General features: G+C 42.5%; 14 protein-coding genes. 4 read left to right on the top strand and 10 right to left on the bottom strand.

Going from position 1 to position 16,527, the window contains the following annotated elements; translation table 11 throughout:
• Positions 1-2 precede the first annotated feature (2 nt).
• The 8 genes from L2W36_RS17450 to L2W36_RS17415 form a co-directional block, all read right to left on the bottom strand.
• Entirely contained in the window at positions 3-1,217 is a 1,215-nt protein-coding gene (locus L2W36_RS17450; protein ID WP_236110799.1) for an ABC transporter permease, read from the bottom strand.
• Positions 1,214-2,485 (bottom strand): TolC family protein, encoded by a 1,272-nt coding sequence (locus L2W36_RS17445; protein WP_236110796.1) that lies wholly within the window; start codon positions 2,483-2,485, stop codon positions 1,214-1,216. The genes L2W36_RS17450 and L2W36_RS17445 overlap by 4 nt, the downstream gene beginning before the upstream one ends.
• Complete coding sequence (locus tag L2W36_RS17440; RefSeq protein ID WP_236110794.1) at positions 2,478-3,614, bottom strand: efflux RND transporter periplasmic adaptor subunit; 1,137 nt, start codon at positions 3,612-3,614, stop codon at positions 2,478-2,480. Before L2W36_RS17440 ends, L2W36_RS17445 begins: the two co-directional genes overlap by 8 nt.
• Positions 3,615-3,812: 198 nt before the next feature.
• Positions 3,813-4,250: a hypothetical protein gene (locus tag L2W36_RS17435; RefSeq protein WP_088878725.1), complete on the bottom strand. Its 438-nt coding sequence runs from the start codon at positions 4,248-4,250 to the stop codon at positions 3,813-3,815.
• Positions 4,240-5,043, bottom strand: a complete 804-nt coding sequence (locus tag L2W36_RS17430) for a winged helix-turn-helix domain-containing protein (RefSeq protein ID WP_236110792.1) — start codon at positions 5,041-5,043, stop codon at positions 4,240-4,242. The genes L2W36_RS17435 and L2W36_RS17430 overlap by 11 nt, the downstream gene beginning before the upstream one ends.
• Positions 5,044-5,108: 65 nt before the next feature.
• On the bottom strand, positions 5,109-5,789 hold the full coding sequence (locus tag L2W36_RS17425) for a hypothetical protein (RefSeq protein WP_236110786.1): 681 nt from the start codon (positions 5,787-5,789) through the stop codon (positions 5,109-5,111).
• A 16-nt stretch (positions 5,790-5,805) separates the two neighbouring features.
• The gene (locus L2W36_RS17420) at positions 5,806-6,162 is read right to left on the bottom strand and encodes an antibiotic biosynthesis monooxygenase family protein (RefSeq protein WP_038227100.1); all 357 of its coding nucleotides are present in this window, start codon (positions 6,160-6,162) and stop codon (positions 5,806-5,808) included.
• A gap of 672 nt (positions 6,163-6,834) precedes the next feature.
• Entirely contained in the window at positions 6,835-8,085 is a 1,251-nt protein-coding gene (locus L2W36_RS17415; RefSeq protein WP_236110784.1) for a DEAD/DEAH box helicase, read from the bottom strand.
• A gap of 371 nt (positions 8,086-8,456) precedes the next feature.
• Here L2W36_RS17415 and L2W36_RS17410 point away from each other — a divergent pair, with 371 nt between their 5' ends.
• Positions 8,457-9,860 carry a uracil-xanthine permease family protein gene (locus L2W36_RS17410; protein WP_062462102.1) on the top strand — a complete coding sequence of 468 codons (1,404 nt, stop codon included), beginning with the start codon at positions 8,457-8,459 and terminating at the stop codon, positions 9,858-9,860.
• A gap of 186 nt (positions 9,861-10,046) precedes the next feature.
• Here the strand turns inward: L2W36_RS17410 and L2W36_RS17405 are convergent, their stop codons facing one another.
• Positions 10,047-11,045: a metal-dependent hydrolase gene (locus tag L2W36_RS17405; RefSeq protein WP_236110782.1), complete on the bottom strand. Its 999-nt coding sequence runs from the start codon at positions 11,043-11,045 to the stop codon at positions 10,047-10,049.
• A 266-nt stretch (positions 11,046-11,311) separates the two neighbouring features.
• Between L2W36_RS17405 and L2W36_RS17400 the strand changes: the two genes are divergently transcribed.
• Together L2W36_RS17400 and L2W36_RS17395 are read left to right on the top strand one after the other, a co-directional pair.
• On the top strand, positions 11,312-12,646 hold the full coding sequence (locus L2W36_RS17400; RefSeq protein WP_236110780.1) for an MFS transporter: 1,335 nt from the start codon (positions 11,312-11,314) through the stop codon (positions 12,644-12,646).
• Between the two features lie 189 nt (positions 12,647-12,835).
• Positions 12,836-13,549 (top strand): GntR family transcriptional regulator, encoded by a 714-nt coding sequence (locus tag L2W36_RS17395; RefSeq protein ID WP_006069428.1) that lies wholly within the window; start codon positions 12,836-12,838, stop codon positions 13,547-13,549.
• 35 nt (positions 13,550-13,584) lie between these two features.
• Here L2W36_RS17395 and L2W36_RS17390 read toward each other — a convergent pair whose 3' ends face one another.
• A complete protein-coding gene (locus tag L2W36_RS17390; RefSeq protein ID WP_006069427.1) occupies positions 13,585-14,784 on the bottom strand; it encodes an enolase C-terminal domain-like protein in 1,200 nt (399 codons plus the stop codon).
• A 264-nt stretch (positions 14,785-15,048) separates the two neighbouring features.
• Here L2W36_RS17390 and L2W36_RS17385 point away from each other — a divergent pair, with 264 nt between their 5' ends.
• Positions 15,049-16,482, top strand: coding sequence for a PTS transporter subunit EIIC (locus L2W36_RS17385; protein WP_236110778.1), 1,434 nt, complete (start codon positions 15,049-15,051; stop codon positions 16,480-16,482).
• The last annotated feature ends 45 nt before the right edge of the window (positions 16,483-16,527 follow it).

The raw sequence follows: 16,527 nt of genomic DNA, 5'->3' as shown, positions 1-16,527 counted from the left end.
CGCTACGCCCTCGCACTTAAGGCAATAACCGGAGTAAGGCGTGAACCTCGTCTCGCAGGAAAATAAGAGGCCATCAACGCTAAAATCAGAGTAACCAGTAGCGACCAAGTAATGGAGCCTCCAGTTATCACTGGTGTGCCTAACCACTCGGGAAGAGCGATGGAGTTAAGTAACATCACAGTAGCAAAGGCAAACGCCAACCCTAGCGCCGTTCCAACGGCGACAAGAATAAGCCCTTCAAGGATAAACTGATTCAGAATCGATTTTTGCGTTGCTCCCACTGCTAGGCACACACCAATTTCTCTGGTTCTTTCGGTAACAGACAGGAACATAATATTAGCAACACCAAGCGCACCAACTGCCATGGTCATGGCGCCACTTGCGCCCAAGAATATCTGGATACCTCTGAAGATCCCCTTAATCATGGAAGCACCCTCGCTAAAGTCTGGCATATCAATAGCGTCTCTATCTGTGGGATCAAAATGAAGCAGCTTCGAATAAAAATCGGCAACACTTTTTCTAAACGAATGCGCATCCATGCCCTCAATAGGCTTCATTAACAGCATCCATGGTTTAACGTTCCATAAGTCACGATAAGTAGTTTGAGGAATGTACACAGTGCGACTATCACTGAAAAAACTGGCGGAATCTTCATCTTTGAGCACGCCAATCACTAGAAAAGGAATGCCGTTCACTTTGACGGTATGACCAATGGAGAGGCTTCCCATCTTAGCAATTTGGTCGCCTAACACTGCAACACGTGTGTGATTAGCAATATCACTAGGCGAGATATGGCGCGAGGTGGGTTCAAACTTACTTTGCATAAGGGAGAAATAGCTCGAGTCGATACCATTTACACTGCTCGATAGGTTTTGCCCTTTTTCATTGGTAACGCTGGCATCCCATTTGGTGTAAACACTCGACACAGCGTCGACTAAGCCGGTGTTTTTTATTCTTTCAACTTGTTCTTGGGAAATGGTGATCTGGCGTCTAGAAGGTAAGCCTTGCCAGGCCTTGCTGGTACTAGAAGGAAATGCAACCTGTACATTATTCATCAAGAAAGATAGCTGTTGAGTTTGGTGACGATAAAAGCCCTCTCCAAGTGCAATCAACACCACCACGGAGATGACACCCCAAGCAATGGCAATAATTGCGAGCGCACTTTTCATGCGGTGCGCCAGCAGAGTTTGCCATGTTTGCTGCAACAGATTGGTCATGAGTTAAGAGCTCGAGATATCAATGCGATCGTGTCATCATCCAGCTTTCCTGCCGTTTGCAATAAGCCTATGCGCTGGCGCCAATAATTGTACAGATTGGTTTGTAGACTGTTTTTTGCTTCAAACAGGCTGTTGTGGGCGTTGATTACTTCTGACACTTCCAGCAATCCAGCATCGTATAGTTTCTCTTTACTGCGCAGAACTTTCTCTCGAGATAGCACCAGTTTGTCTGCCATCAGAACTTGATTCCAATTGATCTCCACTTGAGTAAATTGCTGCACCACTCGTTTATGGATATCGATTTCTACTTTACGAAAGTCCTGCTTGGCGCTGAGAATATTAAGTGATGCTTCATCTACTTTGGCACGCGTCGAGCCATTGAGGTCAATGGGGACACTTAGGGTAATACCGGCACTGAACTCACCGTCTTTGCGTTGGTCACCACCGTTGTAACCCACATCTCCCTTTAATGTAGGGTAATAGCCACCTTTAGCAGAATCTCTCGCAAATTCGCTCGCTTTAACATTCTGCGCTGCCACCAGCAGTTCTGGACTGCTGTCTTTCGCAAGCTTTAGCCATTGTTGTTGTGAGTTCACCAACATAGGTGGCTCCGCAAGGGAGTCGGTACGAATTTGGTCAACGTTTTTTGGCGTTTGATTGATAAGTTCGGCAAGCGTTGCTCTTTTTACTTCTAAGTCAGCTTGCGCGCTCAAAATACCCGCTTGTTCAGATACTTGAGTCGCGCGAATCTCTTCTACGTCCACAGATTTTACTTTACCGGCACGGTAGCGCTTCTCGATAATCTTCAGCAGCTTATTGCCTTCTTCTAGCTTGGACTTGGACAGTTGAAGGTCTCCCTGCGCACTTGCTACGTCCAAATATGAAGACAACAGTCTTTGTGCCAACTCGTTGTGTGAGCGGGAAAGCTCTAGTTGTGCTTTGATGTAATTCGCATTCGCTAGGTCTAATTCTGACCATAAACTGCTATCCCAAATGGTTTGAGACAGAGTTGCACCGTAGCTATTCGAATTGTCTGTCGACTCACTCCAATTAGCAGAGGCATTCGCACTTAAGCCGGGTAGTAGAGAACTGCGCCTTGCCTCAACTCCCACTTCACCCAGTTGCACGCCAATTTTAGCTTTTTCATAATTCGGGTCATTTTGTTTTGCCTGTTGCCAAGCTTGCTCTATAGAAATCGCATAACTTGGTAAACTCAAGGTAGTAATTAATACCGCGCACCCTAATTTCGACAACGATAACTTAGCCATGTGTAACTCCTGCCATCATGCTGTTGTCGATAATCTCTTCATTCAACTCAACTCCGTCGAGCACCTCGACATTAATGCCATCTGACAGACCGAGTTTCACTGGTTGTGTGTGAAAACCCTGCTCAGAAGCATCGGGGATCAATACATTGGGTGTGTCGCCGTTAAATTGCAGTGCTCGCTCAGGCAGGGTTAAGACGTTTTCTGACTTCTTCAGGGTAATTTTAGCTGTCGAGGAGAAACCTGAACGCAACACAACCCCTTTAGGGATCGACAGCTCACCCACCTCAACGCCAAATCCATTGTCGAAACTCTTTGCCGACGAGTTACTTGCTGGTGAATTTAAGTTTTCAGACTGAATAGCAACCTTGGACAGTGCTCCGGTAATTTCCACATCAGGGTACGGTGCAACGGTCAACACAACAGGCATTCCTGGAGACAATTGAGCGGCGTCATGTTCACTGACACTGCCTTTGAAAATTAAACTATTCATGTCCGCTAGCGACATCATGGCGGTGGCTTCTTGGTTGGATTGGGTGGAGATTATTGGTTCACCAACTTCAACTTTGCGATTAAGAACCGTACCATCAATCGGCGCGTAGATAGTGGATGTCAGACGAGCATTACCGATGGAGGCTTCACCGCTGCGGATAAGCTCAAGGTTCTGACGCTTTTGCAACACATTGGCTTGAGCAGATTTCACCGACGAACGAGCGCTTACGTACTCATCGTAGTTCTTAGGAATAATGTCCTGCTCAACTAAGCTCTTTAAGTTGGCAAGCTTCTGCTTGGCTGATTCAAGCTCTGCTTCACTGCGCATCAAGTCTGTTGAAGCATCAGTTAGTGCTTGAGGTGTTGGATTAGGGCGAACCTTGATGAGTGGTTGACCTTGTTTGACTTTTTCACCGACGCTGACATAAATCTCACCTACAATTCCATCAATCTGAGATTTGATGGACACCGAGTGAGCAGGCACGATATTACCAACGGCCACCGCCTGTTTCTCAATGGTTCCTTTTTCTACCGCCAGAGTAGGAAAAGCTAACGGTTGCTCCGAAGATTGTAGATAGAAATACGCACCACCGCCGAGCAGCGCCATACACACAGCCGAGACCATCCAAGTTTTTGCCATCATTCACACCAATTATTGATACACGAGCTTGTGACCAGCTCGTGAATATAAAGTTCTAGGATGATAGCGACTTTAGTGCATGAAATTTGTCATGCTTGGTATGGTTTATGTCATCGGTTATAGCGTGACTCTTGTGATTTCAATCACTCAATCTGCGGCTATGTTGGTAGTTAAACTAGTAAAAGAGTCATACTAAAGTCAGCGTAGAGTTCTACCGTAGAAAATGCCTTTAAGCGCTAGGATCTTTCCACTCTTTGTGACATAAACACCACGCTGATCAGAGATCAAGATAGTCTTATTGTTCCCTCGCTGTTGAATAAATAGATTCTTAACATTGAAAGTCTGCTGTCCATGGGCTTGATCTTGTTCTATTTGATAAAAATAATAATGATTACCCCATCGCAAAAATACACCAAACAACTGCTTAGTTTGTACAATCTGCCCATCAGCATCGTAGCCAACATAGCGCATTTTGGAGCGACCATTTTTTAGGTCCAGAGTTAGAACCTCTGAACCTATGTCTTCATAGCTAACTTCAAATCGATGGGCTCCTTTAGTCAACACACCAGAAATGATCCCAAACGCCAAAATGGCAAACACCGTCGCCATGATCGGCAGCCAAAACTTATACTTCATCTGGTGTTGCCTCCGTTGCTTCTAACGGTTTTTGTTCCTCGGAACACAAAGTTGGTTGAAAATACGAACCGCCAATCTCTTGCCAACCACTCGAGTCCAGCAACACGACTTGTATATCGAAACACTCTATGCCGATACGGTGCATATAGATAGCCTCAACTCTAGGCTTAGCAAGTGAAGATAAATCTGCCATCAGCTGTGAATCAAGAGCAGCATTGTCATGGTATACATCAATACCGTTTATCGCGGTTCTCTCCATAAAGAATCCGATACGAAAAAACAGTACTATCACCAATATACTTACAGCAATCCCTGCTCCAAATGGCGCTAACTGATAGCTAAACTGCGCCAGCTTGGCCAGTGAATGATATCTCGAGGGTGAGGGATCAGATGCTTCGATAGGAGGATTCACGGCGTCTAGTTTGGGTTGATCTGCATTTACTGTTGATCGACTTCCATCGAAACCTACGACTTGAACATCGCTTTGTTCTGGGACAACTAAGCAATATCCTTCTTTTTGAACAGTAATGACCTTACAGCAGGATTCCACTTCTAGTAGGGCGTTACGAATGTTTTTAATTGCGACATTAAGGGAGCTGTTTGTTACTACCCTCCCCGGCCAACAATGAGTTAGCAGGTAATCACGTCCTAACGTTTGCGACCCGTTATTCATCAAGTGCTTTAAAATCAGGCACTCTGATGGCGATAGCGTAATAACCTTATCGCTAGATGTTTTTGTCAGCGTTCGATTATCAAGATCAATAACCAAATCATGTCTTTTATGATAATTCATAAGGTGAGTAAACTTTGTTAATAAACTCACCTTAGAATAACACGTAGATTTACATTACCGCAAAGCTATAACGACAATTTAAATCCAAGTTTAATAACATTCACATTTGCAAAACCTAATTTGACGGCATTAAGTTCACTGGCAATATCAAGAGCATGCTGCTCATCTTTTGCTAAAACCGCAATAGAATAAATTGGTCTAATCATCGCTTTTTGATTAGAGGTTGGTTTAGCAATCGCTTGGTTCTTTAAATAAGCGGACGTAATTACACCTTTAGAACTCCAATCAACTACTTTTTGCAAATCAGCACTGATTACTTTGTCAGCAAAAATTTGATCTTCCGGTTCTTTCCAGGTCAGCTCAATCGCATAATTTGTAAACGCAACATCAGTGTCTAGCCACTTACTACCAATATCTCTAATTTCTGTTATTTCAGCTAGTTCTTTATATTGAAAAGGAAGATTTCCAATAACTCTCCTTACTTCCTCTTCACTATCGGCTTCCATAACAAACTTAATTATAGGGAAAGCCTTGTCACCGATAAAACTCTTCGAAACAAACATATCGTGTATTAATCCAGCATCAATAAGATTTGCAAAGGCTTTCTTTTGATTAGGCATGACGTCAAATACGGCTTGTGCGTCTTGTGTTTTCCAAGCTATCGAGACTCCGTATGCTGCCGCATAACTATTTATTGAAAATAAAAAGCTAAAAATAGCTAAAAAGATTCGTGTTAGATGATTCATTTAGGCAGACTCTCTGTTAGTTTCGAATAACTTCGTAAAGATTGGGGTCAGCGACAACACCATCAAGGTGATTTTCCGGTAGCTGTTTTCTCATTGCTGATATGGCAGCTATGAAATGTTGCTTACTTTCCCAATTTGCAACATTCACATACATGTAGGTTGCGTCTTTACTCAACGCTTTGTGTAGTGTTGTATTGATATAGCCTGGTTGTTGTACAAGGATGTCTCTAGCACTCTCCCAATACTCTAACGCATCTGCTTCGCTAGCGGCATCAACAGCAAAAGTGTTAATCAGTACAACAGGTTGTGCGAATAAAAAGGGACTGACTGTCAGCAAACTTAGCGTAATTGCTTTATTAATAAAACTCTTCATGTGGATCTCCTTTGATTAGAGTCGCACACGCTATACAGAGTAAAAGCCATCAACAAGACTCAAATGAGCTATTTAATATTAATTAATCGCTCGAACATACAGCAATGTTAAATAAAATGACTACGTTTATTTACAAAGCATCAATATGAGAAGATTCAGCGATAAGTCCTAGTTGTTACATGCACACTATGCACTTCAAATCTTATCTTCCCTAAAATAAAACTTGGGCTATCTGCTCCAGCTAGAAATAGCTATAACAGCCTAGTTCTTGCAGCTGAACTACGAACACAACCTTGTAGGCAGAGAAAATAACCACTTACTTTTTATTGATATATGCCAATCGAAAAATTAACTTTATTACGGCAGAATAGAGGCAGAATAGAGGCAGAATCTGATATGACCCTGCTATTAGTGCTTATATCTTACTATGGGATTTGATTATTGGGTTCGAATAAAAAATACGACTAAACGTTTACGGAGTTAGAATATAATTCGAAGAGAGTATGATTATACTAGTATGAGTTTTTTGCTACATTTAGTTGGTCATAATTTATGAAATAGAGATCACTGAGCCTAAATAAAGATACTCAGAAAAATGTGAATATCATCGTGGTCAAACAATAACCACCATGATATCCACTCAAACTTAATCAGAACATTAGATCACCCACGTTACTGATTGCGTTTTTTCTTTTTCTTACCCGTACCAGCGGGTTTTGCTCGTGGTTTCATGGGTGCGAAATAAGCTTCACTCTGGTCATCATCCACTTCAAATCCCGCAACTTGTTCGCGCTCAAGACGGAACTTATTTTTCTTTTCTATCACTTTAAAGTGATGGTAGTCGTCATAATCGATAACAGATAAACCAAGACCAACTTCTCCTGCGCGGCCACTGCGCCCGATACGGTGCATATAGTCGGCAGGACTGCGTGGCAGGTCAAAGTTGATCACGACTGGTAGCTTTTCAATGTCAAGGCCACGAGCTGCGATGTCGGTTGCTATCAGGACTTGAATGTCGCCAGATTTAAACCCTTCTAGCACACGTGTACGAGCACCCTGCCCTTTATCACCATGGAAAACCTCTGCAGTGATACCGCGTTTTGATAGCTTTTGTGCTAAATGGTTACAGCTATTTTTGGCATTAACAAAGATTAACGCTTGTCGCCATTGATGCTGTTTGATTAAGTGCGCGAGTACCGCCGTCTTTTGACCTTTATTCACGCTAAACACACGTTGCACGAGAGTACTGGTCTCAGCACTTTGCAATTGCACTTCAACAGGGTCGCTAAGTAAGTGCTGCGCCAGACTTGTTACTTTCTCAGGGAAAGTTGCTGAAAATAGTAACGTCTGTTTTTTCTCTGGTAGCAAAGCAAGAATTTTGTTGAGCTCTTCTGTAAAGCCCAAGCTCAACATACGGTCCGCTTCATCTAGTACTAGTGTTTGCACTTGGTCTAGCTTAATAGCATTACTTGATACCAGATCAAGTAATCGTCCAGGTGTTGCCACAACAATGTCGCTGCCACCTCGAAGCGCTAGCATTTGAGGGTTTGCTGAGACACCACCAAATACCGCCACCGTTTTGATCTCATTTCGTAGATGATATGAGTACGATTTAACGTTATACGCCACCTGTGACGCTAGTTCGCGCGTAGGAACAAGAATTAGGTGAGAAACCGTGTTGCCACGACGACTGTTAGGTTTGTCCTGCTGACAGATTTTTTGCAGAATCGGCAGCGAAAACGCGGCGGTTTTACCAGAACCCGTATTCGCACCACCAACAAGATCACGCCCTTCAAGTAGGTAAGGAATGGTGTGAGATTGGATTGGAGTCGGTTGGCTGTATTCCAACTCCTCTAGTCGCTCAACTAAGGTTGGAATCAGACCTAGGTCAGCGAATGTTGTTGGAGATGTTTTGTCAGTCATTACTCTCTGGGCTCTGGGCTAGATAAAGGCCGTGTATCTTAGTCTATTTACGACGTTGACGTTAGTAAAAATGAAATAAATCCGTCGTTTTAACCACCAGCCCAAAGCTCAGCTATCAAAATGATAACCTCGTTATCGCAACTAACTATCAACTTGACACCTTGTTACCCTTTCGAGGTTCACGGTTAATCACCACAAAACTCGGAGATCTGCATGCTCACAAATCCATCAATCAAAAATTAATTATTACCATCGCAAAACTCCAACGAGTCTCTAAAAAGCTAAACGTAATAATTGGTTGTCAAAGCTCTTGGAACATAACTTGCTCTATTGTTGACGAATTTATTAAGTGGTGAATAGAAGGACGTAGTATGAAGTTAACATATGAAGTTGAGGATAAACCGCCATTTGGAACATCGTTACTATTAGCATTTCAACATATGCTGGCGGCTATGGGGGCAATCATTGCGGTGCCTCTAGTTGTAGGAAGTGCCATTGGCCTTCCGACTAATGAAATGATTGTCTTAGTTAATGCAGCGTTACTGGTATCGGGAGTCGTTACTATCATCCAATGTAAAGGCGTTGGAGTAATAGGCATTAGACTTCCGGTTGTTATGGGCACAAGCTTTACGTTTGTTGCTATCTCTATCTCTATTGGCATTGAATCTGGTGTTGCTGCCATCTTTGGAGCGGCATTGGTTGGCTCCTTGGTCATGATCATTGGCTCCAAATTTATGCCTCAAATACGCAAGTTGTTCCCGCCCGTCGTGTCCGGAACGGTCGTTGTATTGATCGGTCTTACCATACTCCCTGTCGGTATCGACTGGATCGCGGGAGGCTTTGTAGGCCAAGAAGGATACGGACGGTTAGAAAATCTCGCCCTCGGCACTTTTGTTCTTTTATTGATTATCGCAATTTCTAACTTTGGTAAGGGAATCTTCGGTGCGGCATCTATCGTTATTGGTATTGCTGTTGGATATCTGATTGCGTTGGCATTGGGCATGGTGGACTTTACTCCTGTAAAAGAGGCGACCGTTTTTGCTACTCCAGACCTATTGCCGTTTGGCATTGAATTCACTGTAGCTGGCATTATTGGTATGTCCATCGCTTACTTGGTCACTATTATGGAATCTACAGGGGATTTCTTAGCCCTAAGCGATGCCACCAAAACGAAGCTCACGGGTAAAAAACTTTCCAGTGGTATCTTATGTGATGGTGTGGGTAGTGCTTTAGCGTCCGTTGTCGGTACTACACCGTTTTCTTCATTCAGCCAAAACGTTGGTATTGTCTCGATTACTGGTGTTGCAAGTCGCCATGTGGTCGCCTTTACTGGCGTCATTATGGTTTGTGCAGGGTTGATTCCTAAGATAGGTGGTCTAGTCGTTACTATTCCTAGCAGCGTGTTAGGCGGTGCTGGCATCGTTATGTTCTCAATGATCATCTCATCCGGTATCAACATTCTGTCTCGTCTGAACTTTACCAAGCGCGATATGTTGATTGTTGCTCTGGGTGTCGCCGCCGGAATGACAGTGACGATTCGTCCTGAAACATTGACCTACTTCCCAGATTCCTTAAGAGTTATTCTAGGTTCGGGAATTACCACAGGTTCTCTCGTTGCACTTGGTTTGAACTTAATATTGAAGGTTGACGTGACCGACGAAATTGAAAGTGCAGAAGAAAAGAAAGTGCTGTTTGATGAATCGTTCAAGCAAACGAAAAATATGGCTGAACTTGAGTCGGAGAAGGCTAAAACAGTGGGACTGGAACTGGATTAGAGCAAGACAATAAGCCACATAACTCACCTTTACCATGCTAGAGGAGCTATCTCGACACATGTAGTTATTTTTCGCCCTAGTGCGCGTTAAGTGTCACCTGGGCGTTTAAATTTTTCAATTCTAATGCTTGATGCTGTGAGCATTATAGTTAAATTGCTGCCTATGCTGAAATGATGACAAATCAATTCAGTCGAACAACATCCCAAAAAACTCCTCTCTAGACTCAGGACTGCTGTCTCTATGAGTATGATATTCAACGTGAGATTTTATGTTCGCGGAAGGAGAAAGCTTGATGCTCCAAAGTGATTTAACTTGATTCGGAATTATAGAATATCGAACGTCGATGACTCGTGTCTTGTCATCAGGATCTTGTGCAACATATCCGTTAGAAAACCATCGAAAGCGTTCGATATCGATAGCTTGTTGTGAGTTAGGATCGAGCCAAGGAAAATCTCTATTCACATCAAGTTTAGGTACGGATTGTCCAGGGTATGTTTTCACTGTACTTCCTACTCTAACTGCATCGACATAATATCGATCGCTGGTTTCGTAGACTACTTTCCACAGTAATATGTTAGCAAAGCTCGGCTTGGCCTCTAGTTTAATCGGGGTATGCTGTCTTTCGTTAGCCAATTGCCAACCAGTTGCTTCCGCTCGGTCTCTTTGAATCATGCCTATCGTTGGGTACATAACAGCCCACAAAAAAGCCAATCGGGCTAACCATGTTTTACGCTTAAACGTTGCCAAAACGACCAGTATCAAAATAGGTAGCGTATAGATAGGATCAATGACCGAAACCGTGCTCCATGCATAACGCTCATTAGTAAACGGCCACAACAATTGAGTTCCATAACTAGTGCAAGAGTCTAATAATGCATGAGTGCTATAACCTAACGTGCAGTAAAGCCAACTTTGTTTAAAGGAAAGTCCATGTCTTTTCGCAATCAAAGGATGTAGCACCCACGCACAAATTAAGCTACCAATAGGGATGAAAAACAATGAATGTGTGAATTGGCGATGAAACTCTAAGAACAACAAAGGATCATCATGCGAACGAATAAGCACATCTAAGTCAGGGGACATTCCCGCGAGCAGACCCAATATACCAGCAACGACTATTTGTTTTTTTCTACTTAATGATTGAGACAAAGAGGCACCTAGCACTCCTTGGGATAATGGATCCATGATTAACTCATTGATTGCATTCAGCTCATGTATACAGCATAGATGCTGATTAGCTAGAAAATCGAGTGACTAGTGGTTTTTTATTTTCACTAACGAGGACACTGAGAAGAGTCCTTTTGATGCGGAAGCCACCATAATTAATCTGCTCTAAATATTCAAAGCTAAATCGCTTTGCAACAAACCTATGATTTTTCGGCTGAAACCTTACCATCTCGGCCAAAAAGGGTTATACATAACCTTATATAAGTCTAATAAATGAAAAAGTCATGACACTTAAGGAAATCCTCCAAGTTCGCAATGTGCGCTACTTCTTAATGTTTCGAAGCAGCTATTTTGCGCGTTTTTATTATCCTGTTTTCACCCTGCTCTATCTGGATTACGGGTTAACACTGTCGCAGTTTGCAATGCTCAATGTGATTTGGGCTGCTACCATCGTTCTTGCGGAAGTACCATCAGGAGCCTTTGCCGACACTTTAGGTCGTAAGAAACTTGTCGTCTTATCCTCGATTATCATGTTCGTTGAGATCGCCATGATAGCCTTTGTCCCGACAGGTAATCCGAGTTTGGTATTCGCGGTATTTTTGGTTAACCGGATATTAAGTGGCTTAGCTATGGCCCTTGCTAGCGGTGCCGACGAAGCTTTGGCATACGACACCTTGAAAGAACAAGGTAAGGAAGAGGCATGGCCTCATGTATTGCAGATTCAAATACGAGTGGCCTCTGCAGTGGGTATCTTCGTTACGCTGATCGGGGCCGCTATGTATGATGTCGATGTCATGGGGTCTGTGTACCAATTGTTTGGATGGACAGCACCAGAGAGCACTCAAGACATTATGCGTATTCCGGTTTACGCCACTTTGATCGTAGCCATGGTCGCCATTTACGCAGCAATCAATATGCAAGAAGATAAAAAACCGATGCCCAAAAGCGGCGATAAGTTAGCAACAACGTTAGCAAGCTTAAACTTGACGCTCAGTACCGGTAAGTGGGTTATGTCTACACCTTATGTGTTGTTCATATTGCTCTACTACAGTCTTTTCGAGCACACCTCACGCATGTTTCTCACCATGAATAGTCAATATTATCGCGCTATCGACATTCCTATTATCTACATTGGATTCATTGGCGCTGGCGTGAGTATTTTTAAGATACTCTTTGCAGGACAAAGTCGTCGATTTGCCGAAAGTTTAGCCCCTAAGAAGTTCATCGTAATCATGGGTATAGCGACTATCGCGACCTACTACTTTATCAGTTTAGGTTGGTCGATTTACGGCGTAATTCCGGCACTAGTACTGATCTTTATCATCATGACGATGAACATCTTTATTAGTTACCACCTCAATAGAAAAACTGAATCACACAACCGCGCAACCGTTCTAAGCTTCAAAGGACTGATGTTTAACTTGGGATATGGTTCTATTGGCGTGCTATACGCGTACTACTACAAACTGGTTTCTCAAGGCTACAGCCAAGAGCAAGTTGAGCAAGGTGTCGACTTTATCGCTTCACTCTCCTCGTTCGTCTACTATTTCGCGTTTTTGTTTATCTTGATAAGTGTATGGTTTCATTTAAAGGATAGAAAAAAAGCAATTTTTGAATAACCTACACTACTTTTTCTATAGGCCACCATGCCTACAACCTCGACACGAACTGGCATTCTCTTATGAAAGAAATGCCAGTTTTGCGACTTGTGAGTGTTTGCTTATCTGTTAACCGTAAAGGTGTTGCTAGTAAGACAACATAACCGCTATTATTAACTTTATTATTTTGGTTTATCGAATTAGATAAAGATGAAAAAACACGAAGAACTGGTACAAGATTTAATAAGTAAGATCTGCAATAACGTTATCACTTATAAGCTGCCATCTGAGAGAGAGCTTGTAGATAAGTACCAACTATCACGTTTTTCTGTCAGAAAAGCCCTGTCAAAATTGGAAGCCATTGGCATTGTTAAACCAAAAACGGGTTCTGGTTATTATGTTAACACTTCTATTATCGGCTCTCCCTTAATCTACAATTCAATTACGGAAAACAGCTTCGAGCAAATTTCCTATAAGAAAGTGCAATTGAATAAACGGGTACCGACTATTCATGAGATGCAAGTCTTTACTATTGGAGAAGATGACTATTTATGGCATATCAAAAGGTTACGTTTAATCCAAAATAAAATCACACAGATAGAAGAAACGATCGTTCCGGTACATCTTTTTCCGAAAATGAACGACAGTATTATTGAGAGTTCACTGCAAAAATATGCGTTGTCGTTAGGTTTGAAGATTGACAGTTATCTAACCAACTATAAAGCAATTAACTTATCAACGGAGGATGCCAACATTTTACAATGTAAACGTACCACCGCTGCTATGAATATTACTAATCGCGGTTTTTTAACATCAGGTGAGGCTTTTATTGTTAGCGATGTTATTGATATAAATTATCAATGCACTTATCACACAAAATTCAATAATGAGAGTTTGCAATATCGAGATCAAAACGACCGCTAATTATAGCGGTCGATTTATTAAATAGTATTTAAACCTTATGGCGTATGAATACTGCCATCTGGAAGTCGGCTTTGAGTCCACTCATGAGGACGATATTCTACTGGGAAATCAAGTGCCGCAGCACGGTTGATTTCTACTCCGATGCCTATGTCTTCTGAAGCATAAAGAAAACCATTTCTAGGTTCAGCTGCATTAGGGAACACTTTTCTTGTGTTTTCTTTGTAATGCACATGCTCTTGAATTGCCGCGTTGTGAAGGTGCACATTTAGGTGAGTATTCACCGCTGCTCCAATTGGTGTCATATCTGGCGGACAGTGCCATGCAATACGAACACCGAAGCTTTCGCATAGATGGCCTAATTTCAAAGCAGGAGTGATACCACCGATCTGTGAAACATGGCAACGAATGAAATCAATACGACGATTAACAACGACTGACTTCCACTCTTCAGGGTTATTAAAAAGCTCCCCTAACGCTAGCGATACCGAGGTTTGGCTGCGTAGGTTATCCAACCATTCGGTTTGATTTGGCGGCAGAATATCTTCAATGAAATACGGTTGATATTGTTCAACTTGCTTGGCAAATTGCAACGCTTGATTAGGAAACAGCCGTTCATGTACATCATGAAGAATGTGGAATTTACGACCGTACTTTTCACGCAGTAAACGGAACATCTCTAATGTGTTATCCATATACTGGTCTTGGTCGTAGTATGAGCCTTCAGTTGGATTTTCTGTGGTGTGCATATTCTCTGGTACACCGCCATAAAATCCCAATTGGCAACGAATGTGTTTATAACCCTGCTCTAGGAATTGCTCAACTTGCTCATAAAGCCCTTCCATTGTGTCACTCGTTGCATGTGTATACACTTGAATGGCATCTCTAGATTTACCACCAAATAATTGATGTAACGGCATGTTAGCTAATTTGGCTTTAATATCCCAAAGAGCCATATCAACACCAGAAATAGCATTATTAATAACCGGACCATTACGCCAATAGGCATTGACCATCATCATTTGCCAAAGGTCTTCAATATTATTCGCATTCTTACCTAATAACAAAGGCTTAATATATTCATCAACCATAGTTTTAACAGCAAGTGGACGCTGTTGGAATGTCGCACATCCATAGCCTGTTACGCCGCTCTCGGTTTCTACAATCACAGTAATTAGATTGTGTCGGTCTGGCTTAGTAATTATACATTCAATGTTGGATATGATATTTTCTTTCACGGCGTAATAGCTCTATGTCAGTGGTTTTATTCTATATAACAGCGAAAAAAACCTTATTTCAAGCGCTAATTTTCGGTAAAAAGTAACTGGTTCGTTATTGCTAAACATTCGCTAAAAAAAACGAACCAATCGACGAATTTTGCTGAAAATTAACAATTTGCCGCACTTAATGTGACGGAAGTCTCTGTTTTTCCGATTGGGGTAAATATGAGTGATGGATATTATGTCCCCAACAAATAACGCAAGCACATAGGGACTCCTTAGATGCAACTTACTGAAACTAATAATGAAGTGAACTTGAATGCTCAAGCATCGAGTAACAAGAATAGCTTTAGCGACAACCTACAAATATTGGTTCAAGCACTTGGCGGCCAAGATAACATCATCAACATTACTCACTGCATGACTCGTCTTCGATTCAAGTTAGCAGATGAGACACTTGCCAAGAAAGAGCAGCTAGAAGCCATTTCTGGGGTCAAAGGGGTGGTTCTTGCTCAAGGTCAGACTCAAGTCGTCATCGGTGTAGATGTAGAAAAGTGGTACAACGCGCTATCAGGTGTTAGCAAAAGCAGTGATGAACCAGTGATTGAAGCTGAAAAAGGTAAGCTGTTCCAAAATGCAATGCGTATCGTTGCGGGCATTTTTGGCCCTGTGGTTCCTGCAATTGCTGGTGCGGGTATGTTGATGGGCCTTCTTTCTGGTTTAATTGCGACCAACGTTATTTCAGAATCTTCAGATACAGTGTACTTCTTCCGTTCGATTTCTACCGCTGTATTCTTCTTCCTACCAATGTTAGTGTCTTTTTCTGCCGCTAAAGTATTTAAAGTGAACGAATACATTGCATTGGCTGTGTCTTCCGCCATGCTTGCGCCTAAACTAGTAGAAAAAGCGGCGTTACTCAAAGACGCTGGTAGCGTTCCGGAGCTGACTGTACTTGGTGTGGTACCAATCGAACTGCTTAACTATGGCGGCGCAATCGTACCTGCTATCTTAGCGGTTTGGGTACTTTCAAAAGTGACACCATTTGTTGATCGATTCGTCCCTTTATCCGCCAAGCCAGTATTCACTCCCCTACTCGCCTTCACGGTCACTTCAACTATCGTATTGTCCCTGGTTGCCCCAGCTGGCATGTGGTTAAGTAATGGCGCAGGTTGGGTGGTAAGCTCGCTATTAGAAATCTCTCCAACACTGACTGGCTTTGTATTTGGTTTAACTCGCCCAATCACCATCGTATTTGGTATTCACCACAGCATGACGCCAATCAGCTTGAATAACTTCGCGCTGTATGGAAAAGACTTGCTTATGCCAATAATGTGCTTGGGTAACCTCGCTATCGCGGGTGCTACGATGGCGGTATGGTATAAACAGCGTAAGAACGTTTCAAAAGAACAGTCTTCTGTTACCGTAGGTTCTGGTATCACTGCAATTCTTGGTATCACTGAGCCTGCACTCTTTGGTGTGTTGACTAAATACACTAAAGCACTGTTCATGGCGAGCCTAGCAGCAGGTATTGTTGGTGCGATCTCAGTAACTATCGACACGCATCTAACGAGCTACATTTTGTCTTCAGTATTTAGTTTGCCTGCATACCTAGCAAGCGGTACTCAAAACTTCATTCAAGCGGTTCTTGGTGTGGTTGGTGTGTTCGCATTGGCATTTACATTGACGTTCATGTTTGTCAACGTTGATGACAAATAAAACGACTTATTAGTCAAAAGGCTCATAGTAGTAACGCTATGAGCC

Origin of the sequence: Vibrio sp. McD22-P3, from assembly GCF_021568915.1 — a bacterium.
In the GTDB taxonomy this organism is placed as follows: domain Bacteria; phylum Pseudomonadota; class Gammaproteobacteria; order Enterobacterales; family Vibrionaceae; genus Vibrio; species Vibrio mediterranei.
This window is presented reverse-complemented; position numbering and strand designations above follow the sequence as displayed.